Source organism: Sideroxydans sp. CL21 (assembly GCF_902459525.1).
In the GTDB taxonomy this organism is placed as follows: Bacteria; Pseudomonadota; Gammaproteobacteria; order Burkholderiales; family Gallionellaceae; genus Sideroxyarcus.
Genome location: NZ_LR699166.1, coordinates 1,997,329 through 2,017,006, shown reverse-complemented (window position 1 = coordinate 2,017,006; position 19,678 = coordinate 1,997,329). Strand labels below are relative to the sequence as shown.

The following is a 19,678-nucleotide window of genomic DNA, read 5'->3' as shown; positions in this document are numbered from 1 at the left end:
AAAGGAGACTTAGCATGAAAAATGTAGTTTGTTTACTGGCAGCATTGGCATTTTTCCAAATCGACAATGCGTTTGCAGAGCACGATAGTATGGACATGGGCGGAATGGCCGGGATGAGTACAAAGACGGATATTAATAAAGGAATTGGCGTGGTTGACGCAGTCGACCAGGCCAAGGGAGTGGTAACTTTGAGCCATGAACCCATCGCTAGTCTGGGTTGGCCAGCCATGACCATGGATTTTACTGTTGAAGATAAGAAGCTTTTCAAGAAGCTCGTTGTGGGGAACAAAGTTCAGTTTCAATTCGTAAAGCAACATAACACCTATGTGGTTAAGGAAGTAAGGTAAACATGGCGATGTTGGTGTGCTATTAAAATGTGCGAGGAGAAAAATATGCAGTTACCTGATATGGATGAAGAGGGATACTTGATTGAACCTTTAACCTGGAATGAGGAGGTGGCAAAGTTATTCGCAACGCAGGAGAGCATCCAACTTACCGATGACCATTGGGATGCGATTCATTTCATGCGCCAATATTACTCGGAACATCAAGTCGCACCCGATGTTCGTCATGTTACGAAACATTTAGCACAACGATTGGGTCCTGATTCGAGAAATGCAATATTTGAACTATTTCCATATGGCTATGTAAAGCAGGCTTGCAAGATTGCCGGGATGAAACGCCCTAGAGCATGGAGTACAGGTTGAGCCCCGCCGCACTTATACGCAATACCAAGACGTCTTCGCAAGCAATTGCTTGCGGATGGTTTTACCGTTCGGAGAGATAGACTGAAAACAAAACTGTTTGATAAGTAGTATTGATCAATTGCCGAATCAGAGAGTGTGAAATGGCAAAAAATTTCCAATACAACCAGCACATCCAGAGCGGATATGCTGGGGTGGCGATAAATACCGCTCTGTTGACTCCATGAATTGAGGCAACGGTTCAGACCGGGCGCAGCATCCTGTTGAATTGTTTGGAAGTGACTGGCTTGAATTTGGCAAAGAAGATGCAGAACTGGAGAAAAAGTTAAAAGAAACCCCATAATCTGTTGTGATAGAAAAGTTTTCAAATACGATTTTCAGGCACTCAACTGGGCGCTCAAGGCTCAGCAATGAACAACAGTCGTTCGCTGATAAGATAAGGAACGATCGCTAAGCGGCACAATTACGGTTGGTCAAGACTTCCGATCATTTGGTCTATTTATTTCGGACGGGACAAAACGCTAAAGCGGAACGTAATATTAATATGCAGTAAAGGGATCAAGTCGGCCACATGCGGTCAAGGATGGGATGCAATATGATTGATTGCCAGACACATTGGGTGTCCAGTTAACATTAGGGGATGAGGGAACGCGGTATGGCAAAACATCCAGGCAGCATCATAGGGTTCCTGATCAATTGTCAACCATTTGTCAATACTCCATTAGCTCCGGAAATGTAATCAACACTAGAGTGCCGTCTTCGTATCGTCCCTGCAAAATGGCAGGGACGCCGCGCAACCTTCGTAACAAAAGAACGCATGTTCATTCTGGCCAATAAGCGAATCAGGGATTTTGATGCAAGATTTCACGCGAGCCTTGAATATTCAGGTTGCTTGCTGTAAAAAAGGCAAGCGATTAAGCGAGTCCATTATTCAATTGAAGTATCCAAATAATCGCAATTCAAGAACAGATATTTATGACCCTATTGTTATGGCAAGAGAGGTGGACCAGATGGAAAGGCTCCAGTATCGCACTGGGCCTGCTACTTTTGCTGTCCATTTTCGCCCAGCAGATCATCATCAATTACGTGCAAGGCCAAGTTATCAATGGATTAAAACAACATGCAGGAGAAATTGCGGATGGCTTGATCAACGGCATGAACATGTTAATGGTAACCGGCAAGATCAGCGATCCCGAAAACCGGAAATTACTGGTGCACAAGATGGGGGATTCCAAAGGCATCGTCGAATTGCGCATCATTCGGGCAAAGCAAGTGCAAGATCAGTTTGGCATGGGACTGCCATCGGAACAGGCAGTCGATGAGTTGGATCGGAAAGCCATTGAAGCAAGAGAACCCGTCTACCTCGAAAGCCAATCGGAAGACGGGATACATCAATTCAGGGCCGTTATCCCATTTATCGTAAGCACGGATTTTCGGGGCACAAATTGTCTTTCCTGCCACCATGTAAAAGAGGGGAGCGTTAACGGGGCGGCCAGCATTGTCCTGGATATGCAGAGTGACGAAGCCAAGGTCGATCTCATCAAAAGATGGGTGTGGATTGGAGATTTCGCCGTCGCCATGATGTTGGCCATGATTGTCATTTGGCGGAGAGCTGGGAAGCAGCGCGATCTTCTGTTGAGGGAAATTGAAAGTGCAAATGACGAACTCAAGAACTTTGCCTATGTTGTGTCCCATGATCTCAAGGCGCCGCTGCGTGCCATCAGCTCGTTGGCGGATTGGCTTTCCACGGATTACGCGGATAAATTCGACGATCAAGGCAAGGAGCAAATGCGCCTCTTGATTAGTAGGGTGCGTCGCATGGACGGTCTGATTGACGGAATTTTGTTGTACTCGCGGATAGGACGGATGAAAGAGACGATGGTCGCAGTCGATCTCAGTCGTCTGGTACCGGAGGTGATCGATTCGCTTGCACCGCCAGCAAATATCACCGTCACAATTACAAATCCTTTACCGACCGTCATGACAGAGCCAACGCGCATTCAGCAGGTGTTCCAGAATCTGCTCTCCAATGCCATAAAATACATGGATAAGCCGGAGGGCAAAATTTGTATCGGCTGTAGCGCCGAGGGGAATCAATGGAAATTTAGCGTCTCAGATAATGGTCCCGGCATCAAGGAGCAACATTTTGAAAAGATTTTCCAGTTATTCCAGACGCTTGCGCCGCGCGATCGCGTGGAAAGCACAGGTGTTGGCTTGGCATTGGTCAAGAAAATCGTGGAAATGTATGGCGGACAGGTCTGGCTTGACTCGACTATCGGGGAAGGAAGTACATTTTTCTTCACTCTGCCGCGCACTTCCGCAACACAAATAACCAGCAAGGGAAGATAAAAAATGAGAGTTGCAGACAAACCAATGCTCTTGGTGGAGGACGATCAGGTGGACGTCATGACGGTCAAGCGCGCCCTGGAGGAAATCCACGTAACTAACCCGGTGATCAATCGGGAAAATGGAGAGGAAGCTCTGAAATACTTGCGCGATCCCGGCAATGAGCGACCGTGCATTATCCTGCTCGACCTCAATATGCCTATCATGAACGGTATCGAGTTTCTGCATGTAGTAAAGCAAGACTCCCAACTCAAGCGCATCCCGGTGGTTGTGCTGACCACATCCGAGGAGCAACCGGACAAAATAAACAGCTTCGACTTGGGAGTGGCGGGCTATATGGCTAAACCGGTGGATTACCGTCAATTCGTCGAGGTAATGCGCACCCTCGACGCCTACTGGACTATCAGCGAGGTGCCGCAATGACCAAACCGCAGATCCACATACTCATTATTGAAGACGATGTTGTAGACCGAATGGCCTGCCGCCGCTCTTTTGCGCAGGATATTCATGATTACGAATTTGTACTGCATGAAGCTGAAACCGCTCTGGATGGGTTGCAGTTAGTCCGTACACAAAAGCTGGACTGCGTGCTACTCGACTACAACTTGCCGGACTTGAATGGCCTGGAATTTCTATCCAAACTGAAAGACGACCTTGGAGAAATTCCGATACCGGTCATCATGCTAACGGGTGCTGACAATGCTGCGGTCGCCGTAGAGGCGATAAAACTTGGCGCTCAAGACTACGTAGTCAAGGATCCCAACCTTCAATATCTGGAACTTCTACCCGCAGTCATAGAGCGTGTGCTTCGTGAGCAACTGGTGTTGAAGGAAAAACAACTGATGGAATCTTCTCTGGCACGGGCCGAAGCAAAGTTCCGTTTCCTCGTAGAACAGATTCCTGCAATCACTTACTCGACCGCGCTGGATGTAACTGGCAAGCTGATTTATATAAGCCCTCAGGTGCGCCAGCTCGGCTTTTCTCCAGAAGAGTTGCTGGCGGATTCTGAAGGTTTTCTCAAACTGCTTCACCCGGAAGACAAAGCGCTAGCGTACGCAAAGGTGGCTTTCTGTTACGAGAGCGGTGAGCCTCTGCGTTGCGAATGTCGCCTGCTCACCCGTGACGGCAAAGTGCGCTGGTTTCTTAATGAGGCCGTCCTTGTACGACACGAATTGGAGGATCCGATGTTCCTGCAGGGAATTCTGATCGACATCACGAAGGACAAAGAAGTCGAAGAAGAGTTGCAACAGCATCGCCGAAGACTCGAAGAGCTGGTGGCCAATCGCACAATGCAGTTCGAGAAAAGGACATCGATTCTTGAATCGGCCAATTCCAATCTTGTCAGCAAGCTTGGAGAGTGCACACAGGCAGGGAGTGCACTCAAGCAATATGCCGATCAAGTTTCAGACCTGTACAACAACGCCCCCTGCGGTTACCACTCGCTCGATCTGGATGGCGTTATTGTCCAAATCAATGACACCGAGCTCAAGTGGCTTGGCTTTACGCGTGACGAGGTTGTAGGAAAAATCAGACTGAATGATATTTTGACACCTGAAAGTGCAGAAATATTTCTTGCGAACTACACACACTTCAAAGAGAACGGATGGATACGCAATCTTGAGCTAGAGTTCGTAAGCAAGGATGGTAACAAACTGCCTGTGTTGCTGAATGCCAACGCAGTCAAGGATAACGGCCGCTTCGTGATGAGCCGTTCAATAATCTTTGACATTACCGACTTCAAGCGTGTCAAGCAGTAACTCTCCTTTTCCAGGAAAAGGAGTCTTACGGTTATGGTGCTTGGAAAAATCTGCGTAAAGCGATGCATAGAGAAGGAAGTCTCAGACATTATGGTAATTTTCCAAAAATGATGAGGAACCGCTATGTGGTACCTTTGCTAAGCGCGTGCTTTCGACCAAATCCATGATATGTCGTAGGATAATGTTCCTTTCCATCAGATGAAAGGAGAAATGCCATTATTTTGCGCGGATCAGCTTTGTAATTGTTAGGATGTGCTATCTATCGCGCATACACCTTCAGCTGTACTTTCAATATGCCCATCACAATCAAAAATGAAGATTAATCAGAGTCACAAGTGACTTGCACCCCGCGGAAGATAGCTACACTAAAGAAAAGGATTGGCACAACGGCCAATCCTTTTAATTAAGGTTGATTACCAAGCAATTTAATTATGTGCGTGCTCGTGAAATAAATCGTCATGTTCAGCTTTGTGCATTGCATCATCATCAAGCCACATCGCAATTGCTGCTAAACCTAACATGATCGAGATCATTAGTATTGAAAATTCGAATGAATTCATTTTAGTTCTCCTTCGAAAATTGAAAAGAGACTTATGAATAGTGTCACTTCGACACTCTCCACCCTTTGTTTTTCTAGCTTGCTAGAAAAACAAATTAGACACGGCAAGTGCCAATTTGGTAACAGAGAGATATAACAGAGTTATCAACGAACCGTATGGACATTATTACATAACCATGTAAAATAATCAACTATTATAGTGTTTTTTATATTCCAAATATCCAATCTTTGCATCATCATTCTTTGGGGGGATTCATCAATACGAGCATTGAAATTGACTCTTATTATCGTTCGCAGCGACGCCAAGAGCAGTGAAACTCTCTATCACCTTGTAGATCAATTTCAATATTGGTCGATTGCCTCGAACTGCATTGATTATTCTTATTTCTGATATTTGTTTTCAGCGGTATTGATTCCCAGAATGGCATTTGCCGGACAGAAACGCACTGTTGCAGTTATCAGTGCAATAGCGGCAATTACCAACAGCACAATTCGCCATATCATGGTCACAGGTGCAAGCAACCCTACCAGTAGCAGAATAACCCCGAGAATCAGTCGAGCCGCACGATCGATTCCGCCTACGTTGTATTTCATGATGACCTCCTGGGGATGTTTCTTACAGTGCCCATCGCTCTCACGCCAAGTGTGAAAGAACTACACCCTGCTGAATTCCTGCGCTCTCTCCATTAGAGACAGATCGCTCAAGTCTCGATATTGTGGCAATTCTCTTAAGCGCTGAAATTCCAGCCGGATTAACTCATTTTGTTTTGCCAGGAATTCCGGCGTTATCCAAACATGACTAGCTACGTAATCGATATCGGTCGACCGAAACTTCATATTTTCCAAGGTGCGCCTTAAATTCAAGGTCAACAACTGCTTCTCTCCTGGACTTAACGAATTCCAAGGACGAGAATTCAATTGTTCCATGTTCGATAGCAGATTCATGTTCAGAACCCGGTCGTTCGGCAGCACGAGCGAACTATCTCATTCCTCCATTGAACTGCCTTCACCCTGTCTGCACCGTTGTCGCCTAACCAACCAGCTACAATGACTTCGACTTGATCATGTCTGCACAAGTTCATTTCTTGTTGTATTCGTTTATTCCCTTGATGGCTATAGTGGATTCGATGTACTGGTACTTTATGCGAACTTGCGGTCAAATCGTTGGCCATAGTTGAACTTCTCATCGACGCTGAGTGGTGTGGGTCGGAGGGCTCTATCTGTGTTTGCCTCTTGGTTGGGAGAGCGGATGTGGATTAGCATCTCCCCTCGACCTCTAAACTCTTACATAAGATTGCTAATACAACCAACCCAATCATGCGGATATTCAGTTAATCATTTGATTCCAATATGAATGAAAAGGACATGAGTTAGTGCCAGTTGTCACGACCGCGCAGCTTCGGCCTGATACGAACGACGAAACGGTTCCGCTTTGCCGCTCCAGCGCGCGCCCTCTGTCAAGAGTCGCGGGAAGCGCTTCAACAATCCCGTCGCGATCTGTGAACTAACCGGACGCATGAATAGATGTGCGAATAGTGCCGCAAGTCTGATGCGCCGTGAAAAATTGTCGCGCCAGGCGATCTCATATTCATGCCGGATACTTTCGAATGTCTGATTTGAAAGATCCGGATCGCCGCACACGCGCCACGCGTTCAATTGTTCGCTTAACAGGAATGCAGACTGAATGGCCATACTGATGCCTTCGGCCACTATGGGGTGAGCTTCTGCTGCCGCATTGCCAACAGTGAATATGCCATCACGACCAAAGGTATGAATGCCCGTGCGGAGTGGCCCGGAGGACAGCCATGCTCCGTCCACGCTAGCGGAAGACAGTGCTTGTAATACGCCCATGCAGGATGACTCGATGTGCGCAAGGACCGCGGATCCGGCATTCAAGTGAGAATATTGTTGTCGACAACTTTCAAGTCGATCACGCCGTATGCAACACGAAAGGCTGACCCGGCCGCTATCGCTGTAAACCATTCCGCCATATCCGCCCGGAAATGCGAGCAGGGGCATCAAATCTTGTGGAAGTGTACTTTTGAAAAAATGTGCCTTGAATCCAAACAAATCTGAATCGTGCCGCGGGCGGCGGAAGTCCTGCGTCGGCATTACGCCTGACTCCCAAGAGCCATGCGCGGCGACGATCAGTCGGGAACTTAATGCGCGCTCTTCGCGTGAACGCTTGTTGCGGATGCTGCACACGTAGCCACTGTCGGTTTCGACAAACGACGTGAGTGCAAAAGGCTGCCATACCTCAGCCCCGGCTTCAGCTGCACGCTTGAGCAGTAGCGAGTCAAGGTGTTCGCGACCGATTGCTCTGCCGCCGTCCTCGATTCTATCGGTTTGTGAAGCGAGTTTGGCAGTTACCATCGCATCGCCAGAATAAATGCCAATGCGACGCACGACTGGTCCGGCGATCTCCATCAGGGGGGCGGCAACTTCCAAGTGTCTCAGCAACGGCCATGTCGTTTCCGAAATGAATTCGCCGCAAACCTTGCGACGCGGGAATTCCGCTTTTTCGACGATGGCAACCCTCCATCCTGCCAGCGCCAGGAGTACGCCTGCGGTAGAGCCTGACGGTCCTCCTCCCAGAACAATCACATCGTAGCCGATGTTCATATATGTTCTTTCCGTATGGCGAGGAAACAATGGCTGAACAAGCCGGCTGGATATTCGTGCAATATCCAATTGTGCGGGTTCGACCACAGTGCCGACAACTCTTGCCCCCGGAACCCCGCGTGCACGCTCGATACCGCATCCTGCCGCGTAACCGAACCCGCACCTAGCAAACCAATGCAGTGGCTTCCCAGCAGAGACAGAGCCGAACGCCTTGGTTCGCAGCAGAGGAATACCCGACTGCGCGCCTCGATTCCCGCCAGAATTTGCACAAGCTTGTATGACGAAAAATGATGCATGAACAGATTGGCGATGACAACATCTGTGCGCGAGTCGATGGGGCGTTCCAGCCAGTTGAATATATCTAACGCTACGACGCGGGGTGTCCAGCCTGACTTGTGAATCCCTTCGAGGGTCGGTGTCTCTACCAGGTTCATCCTGTCGAGCAAAGTAACGTCGACTCCTCTCCAGCAATCTGCACGCGTCCTGGACAGGCGCAACATCAGTGAACCGTCGCCAGCACCGATCTCAAGCAGCGTGTGCGGTATGAATCCTGCAGTGCCTCGGTCAAGCGCGCTTTGTACGATCGATAATGTCGCCATTGCACGGTGAACGCGCCGCAAATCCTTGCGTGACCTTAGCGCCCGCGGATCATCAGCGGCAAGAACATCGAGCAGTTCCGGCTCAACTTGTCGCAGCAGGTTAAAGTCCACGATTGGATCTCCTTCGCCACCAGGTTACGCCACTTTAAGCAAGGCACCGTGGCAGCTGAATCCGGCACCGAACGATGACATCCACCACCACCCTGGCTTCGCATTGTCATTGAGCGCCTCCTGCAATACAAAATAGACAAATGCGCTACTCATGTTGCCATAACGGTGCAGCATGTCTGCACTGTAGCGCAGATCTTCAGCGGAGATCTTCAGGCGGTTCTGCAATGCGATCAGTACGTCGCGTCCGCCTGCGTGCATGATCCAGGCGCTGATGTCTTCAGGTACCAGTCCGGCCCCACTCAATGCTTTGTGAAGCACCTGTTCGGCGTGTTCGGCAGCCAGTCTTGGAACGGCCCGTGTAAGGACGTTGCGCAGCATTCCATTCCGTGTTTCGAACAGCAGAGTGTTACGTTCAGCCGGATTAACGAGTGAAGCATACTCTTTCCATTCGATGCTGCGCCGCAGCGGATCTGCGTACTTGGAAAGCACAGCCGCGCCAGCTCCGTCGCCAAACAGGCACGCGCTTATCAGTACGCCAGGATCATTATCAAGATACATCGCAGCACTGCTTACTTCCACACAGATCGATAACACGTTCTGGCAGGAGTCGGTTGACAGCAATCCTTCGGCGAGGCGCCAATTGGGCAGCGCTGCCGCGCAACCCTGTCCGACCAGATCAAATGCTTGAACATCTGCCCGCAGGCCCAGTCGTTCCACGATATAACTGGTCAGGCCCGGACAAAGATAACCCGTGCAGGTGCTGACTACCAATCCATCAATTGCATCGGCATCGATGCCTGCATCCCTAAGCGCGGCTGCGCCTGCCGCTGCTCCGAGTGTTGGTGCGTTGTCCAAAAATCGTCTGTGCAGGGTATCGGGGTCAATGCTGAACACTTCATCCAGTGATGCAACGGCGAGAGATCTGAATTCGATCCCGTTTTCTTTAGTGAGAACAGCTTCCGCAATCATGCGCGACCGCGGGTCAAGTTTTCTAAACCATTCGGAGGACTTGAAAGCTTCCCAACATTCGACCTTGTTATAGCTGCGCGGCGGGTTTGCCGTTCCTAATCCATTTATGAACATCGAGACTCCCGTTGCAATTAGCGCATATACCCTCTTGGCTGACCAACTGCGGCGAACGTTGTTGTAAAACAAGTAGTCGGTAAGCCTGCGAAGAGCCGCAGGAAAGCCATTATGGGAGCTTAGGAACCCAAAGGCTACCATACCGCTCATCATTCTTGCATGCCTCGGCTCGTTGATGAAATTGTCGCGTATTGTTTTGCATGCGATTCCTCATATAAGGAATATTTGCGAAGAAGCTGTTTGGTGACAGGCTGCTTCGTACGGTTCTTACTGATGCAGAAGGGCTAATGGCAGCAGTTCGTGCGCGGCATTCGATACTGCACATTCACGATTGCCTTTCCATATGAGTAGTGGCAGGATTATCTATCAATAAAGGAAGGTCGAAAATCAGATGAAGCTCATCGAACAGGACGAGAAGGATGATTTCCAGAGGGTATTGAAGCGATTCAAACTATCTGTGGAAGACTTTGAGTTGGCGGAGACCGATACCACAGACTCCAAAACTGATGAAATCTTTGCGCTTACCGGCTTTGTCGTAATCACGCAAAGATCCACAAATCTTAAAGCACAATATCCGATCGGAGATGGAACCAGATGGGTTGAAGAATTCGAAAGAGATATCGAAAGAAAATTGTTTGGCAGATCATGGACACAATCATGAACAGCAGAAAAGAGAGAGATTCGTTTGGCGACATTGAAGTTCCTGCAAATCATTTGTGGGGCGCGCAGGCACAGCGTTCACTCTTGCATTTTGATATTTCAACTGAACGGATGCCAGAGGAGATTATATTCGCTCTCGCAGAAGTCAAACGTGCACGCGCACAGTGTCAACTGTGAACTTGGCGCAGAACAAAAGATTTCCGGCTAGAGACGCATTTAGGACATAGTTTACAGTTTAAAAGCCATCATGCTGCTTGCAATTGTCAAGAAGTTCAGCTTCGGACTCGGCGAGGAAAAAACGAGTGACCTTGCGGACGCAATACCAGAGGCAGAATCTCCGCTGACAAGTGTTTGGGAAACATTGAGGGTTTCCATGGTTACCTCCTCGTTAATTTCGACGAGCATAACCGTCGCCGGACAGCGAAGACTGACGCCATTTTCTGACTTTCCAACATTAAACTACAACGTTCGCTAATATTTTTGAATGGAATAATGCAAAGGTGAGTCAACAATCTGCAGCAAACAACAATTTCCACTGACAATTGCAAGTGATGTTCAGATACTGGATGTTTTGGTAGCGAACAAGCAAAGTGTTTATTTGTCTGAATTCCGTTTCACGTAGACGGTAGCAGCTTTGCAAGGCCTGAGCTGTTACACAATCAAGACCACAACCAACTGATATGATAACTTTCACAAAAAAGTATCCCGTTCATTCTCAAATGTGCCAACGTCAATTGCTTGCCTTGTTTGATAAGGTCGAAGATGCCGAAGCGGCGATCATCGAAATTCGCAATACTGATCTAAAGGGGTTCAATACGGTCAATGACATGATGATCCAATCCCCGATTGAACTTCCGGAAGTGGAGGAATTGCTCGGCGAAAAGTCTGTCTACGTGCAATGGTTTACATTGGTGGGAGCGATCTTGGGCGGTTTGTTGGGTTTCTGGCTGATCGCTGGATCGCAATCCAACTTCTACGCACAGATGAAAGGTGGCAAACCAATCGTGCCAATACCACCGGACCTTGTGTTGACATATGAAATGTTCATATTGGGCGGTATATTTTTTACCGTGGTGGGATTCCTGATATGTGCCGGCCTACCGGCAAAACGTTCATCGCTATATAGTTCCAATGTTTCGGTAGAGCAGATAGGCGTGCTTGTGAAGGGTGAAAATGAAACTTTGGGGACACTCAAGGCAATTTTCATCGAGCACCATGCTTTTGAAATCCAAGAAGAAACTGAAAGAAAATAATTTCGATATGCTCGGCACAGTAATTGCGGGAATACGTTCAATCTGACGCTCAGTGCGGAAGCATTTGATCCACGGATTTGTTACTTCCGGATTCAGGAAACTGAGTATTACGAGTTCCAACCGTTTTGGGGATCGGTCATGAATAATAGAACAGAGCGCGATTCGTTTGGCGACATCGAAGTTAGCGCTGAAAGACTATGGGGGGCACAAACCCAACGCTCACTTATTCATTTCCACATTTCTTCCGAACGTATGCCAGATGAAATTATTCTCGCTCTTGCCGAAGCCAAACGTGCATGTGCACACGTCAACCGTGATTTGGGTTTACTAAAGGCTGAGAAATCCCAAGCCATCATCAAAGCCGCGGATGAAGTACTGGAGAAATTGCATCGGGAAGAATTTCCATTGGCTGTCTGGCAATCTGGCTCGGGCACCCAGAGCAACATGAATATGAATGAGGTCCTGGCTAATCGTGCATCCGAACTTTTGGGGGGAGGACGTGGAACCGGCAGGCTCGTGCATCCCAATGACGAAGTTAATCTCGGACAATCGTCCAATGATATTTTTCCAACGGCCATGCATCTTGCTGTAGCAATCGGAATCACGCGGAAGTTGATTCCCGCGTTGATTTCATTACGCGCAAGTCTAACCAAAAAATCCGACGAATTCGCAGATATCCTTAAAGTTGGACGCACTCATTTACAAGATGCCACTCCACTGGCGCTAGGCCAGGAATTTTCCGGATACGTCGCACAGCTGGAACATGCTGAATCCGCAATTATGAATAGCTTGGAGCCTGTATATGATTTAGCCATTGGTGGAACCGCGGTAGGCACTGGCTTAAATACCCATCCTGAATTCGGGTTGCGCGTTGCAGCAGAATTGGCCGAACGTTTGCACTTGCCGTTCAGGAGCGCCCGGAACAAATTTGCCGCGCTGGCCGCGCACGATGTATTGATCAATGCACATGGCGTACTCAAGACGCTCGCCGTTGCCTTGATGAAAATAGCCAATGACGTGCGCTGGATGGCTTCAGGTCCACGCTCCGGGTTGGGAGAGATTCAGTTACCGGAAAACGAACCGGGTAGTTCGATCATGCCTGGCAAGATTAACCCTACGCAATGCGAAGCCTTGACCATGCTTTGTTGTCAGGTCATCGGCAATGATGTGGCGATTACGATCGGTGGCGCATCTGGCAATTTTGAATTGAATGTTTATAAACCACTCATCGCATACAATTTTATGCAAAGTCTCCGCTTGCTAGCGAACGGTATGACGAGCTTTGAACAGTATTGCGTGCGTGGAATCGAAGCCAATCGCCTGCGGCTCGCCGAATTAATGGATCAATCCTTAATGCTGGTTACTGCTCTTGTTCCGCATATTGGCTATGACCGGGCAGCGGAAATTGCAAAACGCGCCCATCTGGATTCATGCACGCTCAAGCAGGCTGCTATTTCACTTGGATTTGTCACAAATGAAGAATATGACCGGTGGGTTGTACCTGCCAACATGACATCTCCTTCCAGCCAAGGCAATACTTGACTAATTCACTGCGAAATGTATAGTGAATACACGTAATCTGCAGCGGCACTCAGACTATCAAGTATGCATCGTTCTGTACTACGCTTTGGATTGGTTGCGGCTGATTCTTAGCGATGAATTAGAAAAATCAAGGTGTTCCATGTGCCAGTGACTCCGGGCAGTTTTGATAATAACTGCTGCAGAAATGGAGGATGATATGGCAGCATTTTTCGGTATAGACGAACTCAAGTCGCAAGGTTTCATCGACAAGAGCGTAGTGTGTTTTCCACTTACGCCGGATGGCAAGACAGACTTGCATGCTGTCGCTTCTCCCATCCAAAACGAAGACATCGTTTTCATCAAACACTGCACTCCTCAACTTAGTCTGCATATCAAAGCGGTCGGCATTGTGCAGTCCAACTATCCAACCGAAAGCGATTTGGGAACATGCCTGCCGGTTAAATGGCTGTGGCAAGGCGAAAAAGTACCCGTCAATACGGATGAAGTACTTTCGCTATGCGGCGAAGCACTTTATGAGGAGTTCAACATTTCGGTGCAAAGAGAGATCATCGATTTGTTGCCTGAAAAATACCAATTGCCGAGAGAATGGTAATGCACAAGTGTCATGATTCGCGGTTTACAGCTTGGATGTACTCGTAAAGTTATTTCTGTGAGGGAGACTGTCATGAGTAGCATGTGGCTCAGTGTTTCGACCTTCATCGTTATTGTTTTGTCACTTTTTATAGTGGGCGTTTTATTTTTTGCTGCACACTGAAGGCCACCCGCGATGTATGGGGGAAATAATAGAAGCATAGTTTTCTATAGCTTCCGCGGATGCTTGAAGTTCAAATTTAATCGTGAGTTTCTTGTAGATCACTTCCCATATCAGCCAGACATAGGAGTGACGAGATGAACAAAGACGAGATAAGAGAAATGCTGTTGGACGATGTCGATATATTTCGGTTGAAGGCTGAATACTACGAGTCGCTTGGGTTATTTGAGGCGGCAAAATATGCTAGCGATCTTGCCTCGAACCTTGAACTGGCACTTACGACATTACCTTCAGAAGACGATCAAGAGATTTCTTGAAATATATTGAACTTCACTTTGCTTAGAGTACCGTAACGAAAATAAATGAGAAACAACTTATTGGATTGGAACGTCTACAGGGGGTAAGTATATTGGGTTGGAGTGGTCAATGTGCCTACAGCAACCAGACAATTAGATGAACTGATAGGCCGCGAATACCGGCACGGTTTTTCCACGACACTGGAAACCGATACGGTACCGCGTGGCTTGAGTGAGGATATCGTTCGCATGATTTCCGCACGCAAGAACGAGCCGGAATTCATGCTGGAATGGCGCTTGAAAGCCTATCGCTACTGGCTGACCAAGACCGAACCGCAATGGGCGAACATCCACCATCCGGTCATCGACTACCAAAGTATCAGTTATTACTCCGCACCGAAATCGGAGAAGGATGGTCCGCGCAGTCTGACGGATTTAGACCCCGAGCTACTGCGTACCTACGAGAAACTGGGCATCCCGCTCAAAGAGCAGGAAATGCTGGCAGGTGTGGCCGTGGATGCTGTGTTCGACAGCGTCTCGGTGGCCACCACTTTCAAGGATAAGCTGGCCGAACTCGGCATCATCTTCTGTTCGTTCTCTGAAGCGCTGCAAAAGCACCCCGATCTGGTAAAGCAATACCTCGGCTCCGTGGTGCCTTATACAGACAACTTTTTCGCTACGCTTAATTCGTCCGTGTTCAGCGACGGTTCGTTCTGTTACATCCCGCCGGGCGTGCGCTGCCCGATGGAGTTGTCCACATATTTCCGCATCAATGCAAAAAACACCGGACAGTTCGAGCGCACCCTGATCATTGCCGACAAGGATGCTTACGTCAGTTACCTGGAAGGATGTACCGCGCCGATGCGCGACGAAAACCAGTTGCATGCGGCAGTGGTGGAACTGATCGCGCTGGAAGGTGCGCAGATCAAGTATGCGACAGTGCAGAACTGGTACCCGGGCGATAAGGAAGGCAAGGGTGGCATCTACAACTTTGTCACCAAACGTGGTGATTGCCGCGGTGCCAATTCGCGCATTTCCTGGACACAAGTCGAAACGGGTTCGGCCATCACCTGGAAGTATCCCAGCGTGGTTCTGCGCGGCGACAACTCGGTGGGTGAGTTCTATTCGGTCGCGCTCACCAACCATTACCAGCAGGCCGATACCGGCACCAAGATGATTCACATAGGTCGCAATACCAAGAGTACGGTGCTTTCCAAGGGTATCAGCGCCGGTCACGGGCAGAACACGTACCGCGGTCTGATAAAGGTGCTGCCGACAGCAGAAAACGCACGCAACTATACGCAATGCGATTCACTGTTGCTGGGCGATCGCTGCGGGGCACACACCTTCCCTTATATCGAGGTAAAAAATCCCAGCGTAAAAGTTGAGCACGAAGCTTCGACCTCACGTATCGGCGAAGACCAGTTGTTCTACTGCACACAACGTGGCATAGCACCGGAAGATGCGGTATCTATGATCGTCAGCGGTTTCTGCAAGGCGGTGTTCCAAAATTTGCCGATGGAGTTCGCCGTGGAAGCACAAAAGCTGCTTGGCGTGAGCCTGGAGGGCAGCACAGGCTGACCATTGAAGGAGAAGAACATGCTCAGCGTAACAAATTTGCACGCAAGTATTAATAGCAAGGAAATTCTGCGCGGTATCGACCTCAATGTGCAGGCTGGCGAGGTGCATGCAATCATGGGGCCAAATGGTTCAGGCAAGAGCACGTTGGCACAATTGCTGGCCGGGCGCGAAGGTTATCAAGTGACTGCGGGTACGGTGCGTTATCTGGAGCGGGATTTATTGGCCATGTCGCCCGAAGAAAGAGCGCGCGAAGGTGTATTCCTGGCTTTCCAGTACCCGGTAGAAATTCCCGGCGTGAGCAATGCGCTGTTCCTCAAAACAGCCCTTAACAGCATACGCAAACATCACGGATTGCCTGAACTCGACGCGATGGATTTCCTCTATTGGATACGCGACAAAATGAAATTGCTGGGAATGGATCAGTTGCTGCTGCCTCGTGCTGTCAACGAAGGGTTTTCCGGTGGTGAGAAGAAACGCAATGAAATTTTGCAAATGGCCGTTTTGGAGCCGAAGCTGGCAATTCTGGATGAAACAGATTCGGGTCTGGATATTGACGCGCTTAAGCTGGTTGCAGACGGCGTGAATGGGATGCGCACCCCGGAGCGTGCCATCGTGCTGGTCACTCATTACCAGCGCCTGCTGAATTTTATCGTCCCGGATGTCGTACACGTGCTGTCACAAGGTCGCATCGTGAAATCCGGCGGTGCAGAACTGGCGCTGGAATTGGAGAAGCATGGTTACGGATGGGTCGAAGATCTATACAAAACACGTAAAGTGGCTTAGCGAGTTTGAAATGAATGCTCAACTTGAATCCTGGGAAAATATGGCGCTGGAAAACGTGCCGCAGCATTTGGCTGGTTTTGGCGTGCCGTGGATAACCATGGCACGCCAGTCCGCGTTTGAACGTTTTGTGGCACATGGCTTTCCCACCCGGCGAGAAGAGGAGTGGAAATATACCGATGTTGCGTCGATCGGCAAACGCGAGACCCTGGCACCTGACTATATTCCCCCTGATCCACCATCTGAAGCTGCACTACTTGCATGGACATTGTCTCAAGAAAAAATACATCTGATGGTATTCGTGAATGGACATTATTCCGACGAACTGTCTAACATAGGTGAACTACCAACAGGAGTGCGCTTGGAAAGTCTGGCAGACTTGTTGGACATGTCCCCCGATTTGTCAGAAGCGTTCTTTGACCGGCAGCATGAACACACTATCTTTGCTGCGCTTAACAATGCGTTTGCTACCGATGGGGCAGTGCTAAAACTGGCTCCCGGGACAGAGTTGGAAAAGCCACTTTATCTGCTGTTTGTCGCGAGTGGACACGGTGCAGCAATCTACCCGAGAAATATCATAATTGCCGCTGAGGGGGCTCGAGCTACGGTCATTGAGCAATATTTCGGTATGCAGGACTCACACAATTTCACTAATGCCGTGACTCAGATCAACCTCGGGGCTCGTGCCGAATTGCAACACTGCAAATTGGTACAGGAAGGCAAAGATGCTTTTCATGTTGCCGGTACTCACGTGAATCAGGCAACTAGCAGCCGATTTGTTTCAAATTCATTCGTGCTTGGCGGACGACTTGTACGCAATGACACCACATCCGATCTGAATGAGCCGGAATGCCAGTGCGCTCTCAACGGCTTGTACATGCTGGAGGGCAAGCAACATGTGGATCATCATACCCGCATCGATCATTTCGCCCCTTCGGGCATCAGCCGGGAATATTACCGGGGCATTCTGGATGGCGAGTCGCACGGTGTCTTCAATGGCAAAGTGGTCGTTCATCCCAATGCCGTCAAAACGGATGCACACCAATCTAACCGCAATCTTCTGCTGTCTCGGCAAGCCGAGGTGGATACCAAGCCGCAATTGGAAATATTTGCCGATGACGTGAAATGTACACATGGTGCGACGGTTGGCCAATTGGATGATGACAGTCTGTTCTACCTTCGCTCGCGAGGGATTGATGCAGAATCGGCGCGCTCCTTACTGATTTACGGTTTTGCCAACGATATCATTGGGCGGGTCGAAATGACGGATATGCGCGCACGAATCGAGCATCTAGTGCTGGATCGTTTACCGTTAGGTGAACAGATCAAGGAGTTGTTATGAAACTGGCCGAGTTGCATAGCCATCCCGATGATCTGCAGGCGCGATTCTGGCGCACGGACTTTCCGATTCTGAAATCCAATATCCACGGTAAGCCGCTGGTTTACCTGGATAACGCGGCCACTACACAGAAGCCACTGGCGGCAATACAGACCGAGAACGATTATTACGGCCATTACAACGCCAACGTGCATCGCGGCATCCATTCTCTTAGCCAGCTTGCTACTGACGCTTATGAAGGGGCGCGGGCAAAGGTTCAGCATCTGATCAACGCTGCCAGCCCAGATGAAATCATTTTCGTGCGCGGCACTACCGAGGCCATCAATCTGGTCGCCCATAGCTACGGACGCAGCCATCTGCTGGCTGACGACGAGATCATTCTGAGCCAAATGGAGCACCACTCCAATATTGTTCCATGGCAGATGTTGTGCCAGCAAACAGGTGCCAGGCTGCGCGTAATCCCGGTAAACGATATCGGAGAGCTGAAGATGGACGCCTTTGAGGCGTTGCTGAATGAACGTACTCGATTTGTGGCAGTGACGCATGTCTCCAATGCGCTGGGTACGATCAACCCGGTCAAGTCCATCATTGCCCTTGCCCATAACCGTAGTGTGCCAGTACTGCTGGACGGTGCGCAGGCTGTCGCTCATCTGCCGGTGGATGTGCAGGAATTGGATTGCGATTTCTATGCATTTTCCGGGCACAAACTATACGGCCCTACCGGGGTCGGTGTGCTTTATGGCAAGGCAGCCTTGCTCAATGCCATGCCCCCGTATCAAGGTGGAGGCGACATGATTCGCTCCGTCAGGTTTGAGGAGACTTCCTACAACACATTGCCGTACAAGTTCGAAGCCGGAACGCCCAACATTGCCGGTGTCATTGGTCTGGGAGCGGCGGTTGATTATGTGAGCAGTATCGGATTTGAGGCACTTGTCTCGCACGAACAAGCTTTACTGTCTTACGCAACGCAGTTGGTGAACAATATTCCTGGGCTGCGCATAATCGGCAATGCGCCCGAAAAAACCGGCATTCTTTCGTTCGTGTTGGATGGAGTGCATCCTCATGACATCGGCACGATACTGGATCGCGAGGGCGTGGCTATCCGCACTGGCCATCATTGCACGATGCCGCTGATGGAAAGATTCGGTGTGCCGGCCACGGCGCGTGCTTCGTTTGCCCTGTATAACACCAGGCAAGAAGTGGATGTGCTGGTTGCAGCGATCTGTAAGACAAAGGAATTGTTCAAGAGATGACCGATCTACGCGAACTATATCAGGAGACTATCCTCGACCATTATCGTAAGCCGCGCAACTCCGGGCGACTGGCCGACAGTAATCGCATGGCCGAAGGCTTCAATCCGCTGTGTGGTGACAGGGTGAAGCTCTATTTAAAAGTGGAGGATGGCGTAATTCGAAACGTCCGTTTTGAAGGTATTGGCTGTGCCATCGCAACTGCATCCGCCTCGCTGATGACGGAAAGCATCAAAGGCAAACGCGAGGATGAGGCATTACAGTTGCTGGAAACGATTCACAATATGGTGACGGGCGGCACCACAACTGGAGATTCAGGAAAGCTGGAAGTCTTGGCAGGCGTCCATGAATTCCCGGAACGGGTCAAGTGCGCAACGCTGGCTTGGCACACTCTGAAAGCTGCACTCGAAAATATCGACAAACCGGTGACGACGGAGTGAATTGA

21 protein-coding genes and 1 pseudogene are annotated in these 19,678 nt (G+C 49.4%); 17 read left to right on the top strand and 5 right to left on the bottom strand.

Annotation, left to right across the window (positions count from 1 at the left end):
* Positions 1 to 14: 14 nt before the first annotated feature.
* The 6 genes and pseudogenes from QOY30_RS09405 to QOY30_RS09380 all read left to right on the top strand — a co-directional run bounded on the left by QOY30_RS09405 (position 15) and on the right by QOY30_RS09380 (position 4,807).
* Positions 15 to 347: a copper-binding protein gene (locus QOY30_RS09405; RefSeq protein ID WP_283744353.1), complete on the top strand. Its 333-nt coding sequence runs from the start codon at positions 15 to 17 to the stop codon at positions 345 to 347.
* Between the two features lie 45 nt (positions 348 to 392).
* Positions 393 to 707 carry a TusE/DsrC/DsvC family sulfur relay protein gene (locus tag QOY30_RS09400; protein ID WP_283744352.1) on the top strand — a complete coding sequence of 105 codons (315 nt, stop codon included), beginning with the start codon at positions 393 to 395 and terminating at the stop codon, positions 705 to 707.
* 157 nt (positions 708 to 864) lie between these two features.
* A pseudogene (locus QOY30_RS18130) lies at positions 865 to 1,047 on the top strand (DUF3079 domain-containing protein).
* Between the two features lie 632 nt (positions 1,048 to 1,679).
* Positions 1,680 to 3,053: a sensor histidine kinase gene (locus tag QOY30_RS09390; RefSeq protein WP_283744351.1), complete on the top strand. Its 1,374-nt coding sequence runs from the start codon at positions 1,680 to 1,682 to the stop codon at positions 3,051 to 3,053.
* Between the two features lie 3 nt (positions 3,054 to 3,056).
* Positions 3,057 to 3,473, top strand: a complete 417-nt coding sequence (locus QOY30_RS09385; RefSeq protein ID WP_283744350.1) for a response regulator — start codon at positions 3,057 to 3,059, stop codon at positions 3,471 to 3,473.
* Positions 3,470 to 4,807, top strand: coding sequence for a PAS domain-containing response regulator (locus tag QOY30_RS09380; RefSeq protein ID WP_283744349.1), 1,338 nt, complete (start codon positions 3,470 to 3,472; stop codon positions 4,805 to 4,807). The genes QOY30_RS09385 and QOY30_RS09380 overlap by 4 nt, the downstream gene beginning before the upstream one ends.
* 940 nt (positions 4,808 to 5,747) lie before the next feature.
* Here QOY30_RS09380 and QOY30_RS09375 read toward each other — a convergent pair.
* The 4 genes from QOY30_RS09375 to QOY30_RS09360 form a co-directional block, all read right to left on the bottom strand.
* Entirely contained in the window at positions 5,748 to 5,960 is a 213-nt protein-coding gene (locus QOY30_RS09375) for a YgaP family membrane protein (protein ID WP_283744348.1), read from the bottom strand.
* Positions 5,961 to 6,749: 789 nt separating this feature from the next.
* Positions 6,750 to 7,988, bottom strand: a complete 1,239-nt coding sequence (locus tag QOY30_RS09370; RefSeq protein WP_283744347.1) for an NAD(P)/FAD-dependent oxidoreductase — start codon at positions 7,986 to 7,988, stop codon at positions 6,750 to 6,752.
* Complete coding sequence (locus QOY30_RS09365; RefSeq protein ID WP_283744346.1) at positions 7,985 to 8,698, bottom strand: class I SAM-dependent methyltransferase; 714 nt, start codon at positions 8,696 to 8,698, stop codon at positions 7,985 to 7,987. Before QOY30_RS09365 ends, QOY30_RS09370 begins: the two co-directional genes overlap by 4 nt.
* A gap of 24 nt (positions 8,699 to 8,722) precedes the next feature.
* Positions 8,723 to 9,934 (bottom strand): type III polyketide synthase, encoded by a 1,212-nt coding sequence (locus QOY30_RS09360; RefSeq protein ID WP_283744345.1) that lies wholly within the window; start codon positions 9,932 to 9,934, stop codon positions 8,723 to 8,725.
* A 238-nt stretch (positions 9,935 to 10,172) separates the two neighbouring features.
* Here QOY30_RS09360 and QOY30_RS09355 point away from each other — a divergent pair, with 238 nt between their 5' ends.
* Entirely contained in the window at positions 10,173 to 10,442 is a 270-nt protein-coding gene (locus QOY30_RS09355; protein ID WP_283744344.1) for a transcriptional regulator, read from the top strand.
* The gene (locus QOY30_RS09350) at positions 10,439 to 10,618 is read left to right on the top strand and encodes a hypothetical protein (protein ID WP_502958687.1); all 180 of its coding nucleotides are present in this window, start codon (positions 10,439 to 10,441) and stop codon (positions 10,616 to 10,618) included. The genes QOY30_RS09355 and QOY30_RS09350 overlap by 4 nt, the downstream gene beginning before the upstream one ends.
* A gap of 51 nt (positions 10,619 to 10,669) precedes the next feature.
* Here the strand turns inward: QOY30_RS09350 and QOY30_RS09345 are convergent, their stop codons facing one another.
* Positions 10,670 to 10,816: a hypothetical protein gene (locus QOY30_RS09345; RefSeq protein WP_283744343.1), complete on the bottom strand. Its 147-nt coding sequence runs from the start codon at positions 10,814 to 10,816 to the stop codon at positions 10,670 to 10,672.
* Between the two features lie 305 nt (positions 10,817 to 11,121).
* Between QOY30_RS09345 and QOY30_RS09340 the strand changes: the two genes are divergently transcribed.
* The 9 genes from QOY30_RS09340 to sufU all read left to right on the top strand — a co-directional run bounded on the left by QOY30_RS09340 (position 11,122) and on the right by sufU (position 19,673).
* The gene (locus tag QOY30_RS09340) at positions 11,122 to 11,694 is read left to right on the top strand and encodes a DUF3341 domain-containing protein (protein ID WP_283744342.1); all 573 of its coding nucleotides are present in this window, start codon (positions 11,122 to 11,124) and stop codon (positions 11,692 to 11,694) included.
* A gap of 138 nt (positions 11,695 to 11,832) precedes the next feature.
* Positions 11,833 to 13,236, top strand: a complete 1,404-nt coding sequence (gene fumC, locus QOY30_RS09335) for a class II fumarate hydratase (RefSeq protein ID WP_283744341.1) — start codon at positions 11,833 to 11,835, stop codon at positions 13,234 to 13,236.
* A 196-nt stretch (positions 13,237 to 13,432) separates the two neighbouring features.
* Complete coding sequence (locus QOY30_RS09330; RefSeq protein ID WP_283744340.1) at positions 13,433 to 13,828, top strand: hypothetical protein; 396 nt, start codon at positions 13,433 to 13,435, stop codon at positions 13,826 to 13,828.
* Positions 13,829 to 14,124: 296 nt separating this feature from the next.
* Complete coding sequence (locus QOY30_RS09325; RefSeq protein WP_283744339.1) at positions 14,125 to 14,304, top strand: hypothetical protein; 180 nt, start codon at positions 14,125 to 14,127, stop codon at positions 14,302 to 14,304.
* Positions 14,305 to 14,415: 111 nt separating this feature from the next.
* Positions 14,416 to 15,864: a Fe-S cluster assembly protein SufB gene (gene sufB / locus QOY30_RS09320; protein WP_283744338.1), complete on the top strand. Its 1,449-nt coding sequence runs from the start codon at positions 14,416 to 14,418 to the stop codon at positions 15,862 to 15,864.
* Positions 15,865 to 15,882: 18 nt separating this feature from the next.
* Positions 15,883 to 16,647, top strand: a complete 765-nt coding sequence (gene sufC / locus QOY30_RS09315; protein ID WP_283744337.1) for a Fe-S cluster assembly ATPase SufC — start codon at positions 15,883 to 15,885, stop codon at positions 16,645 to 16,647.
* 10 nt (positions 16,648 to 16,657) lie between these two features.
* Positions 16,658 to 17,986, top strand: coding sequence for a Fe-S cluster assembly protein SufD (sufD, locus tag QOY30_RS09310; protein ID WP_283744336.1), 1,329 nt, complete (start codon positions 16,658 to 16,660; stop codon positions 17,984 to 17,986).
* A complete protein-coding gene (locus QOY30_RS09305) occupies positions 17,983 to 19,236 on the top strand; it encodes a cysteine desulfurase (protein ID WP_283744335.1) in 1,254 nt (417 codons plus the stop codon). Before sufD ends, QOY30_RS09305 begins: the two co-directional genes overlap by 4 nt.
* On the top strand, positions 19,233 to 19,673 hold the full coding sequence (sufU, locus tag QOY30_RS09300; RefSeq protein WP_283744334.1) for a Fe-S cluster assembly sulfur transfer protein SufU: 441 nt from the start codon (positions 19,233 to 19,235) through the stop codon (positions 19,671 to 19,673). Before QOY30_RS09305 ends, sufU begins: the two co-directional genes overlap by 4 nt.
* Positions 19,674 to 19,678 lie beyond the last annotated feature (5 nt).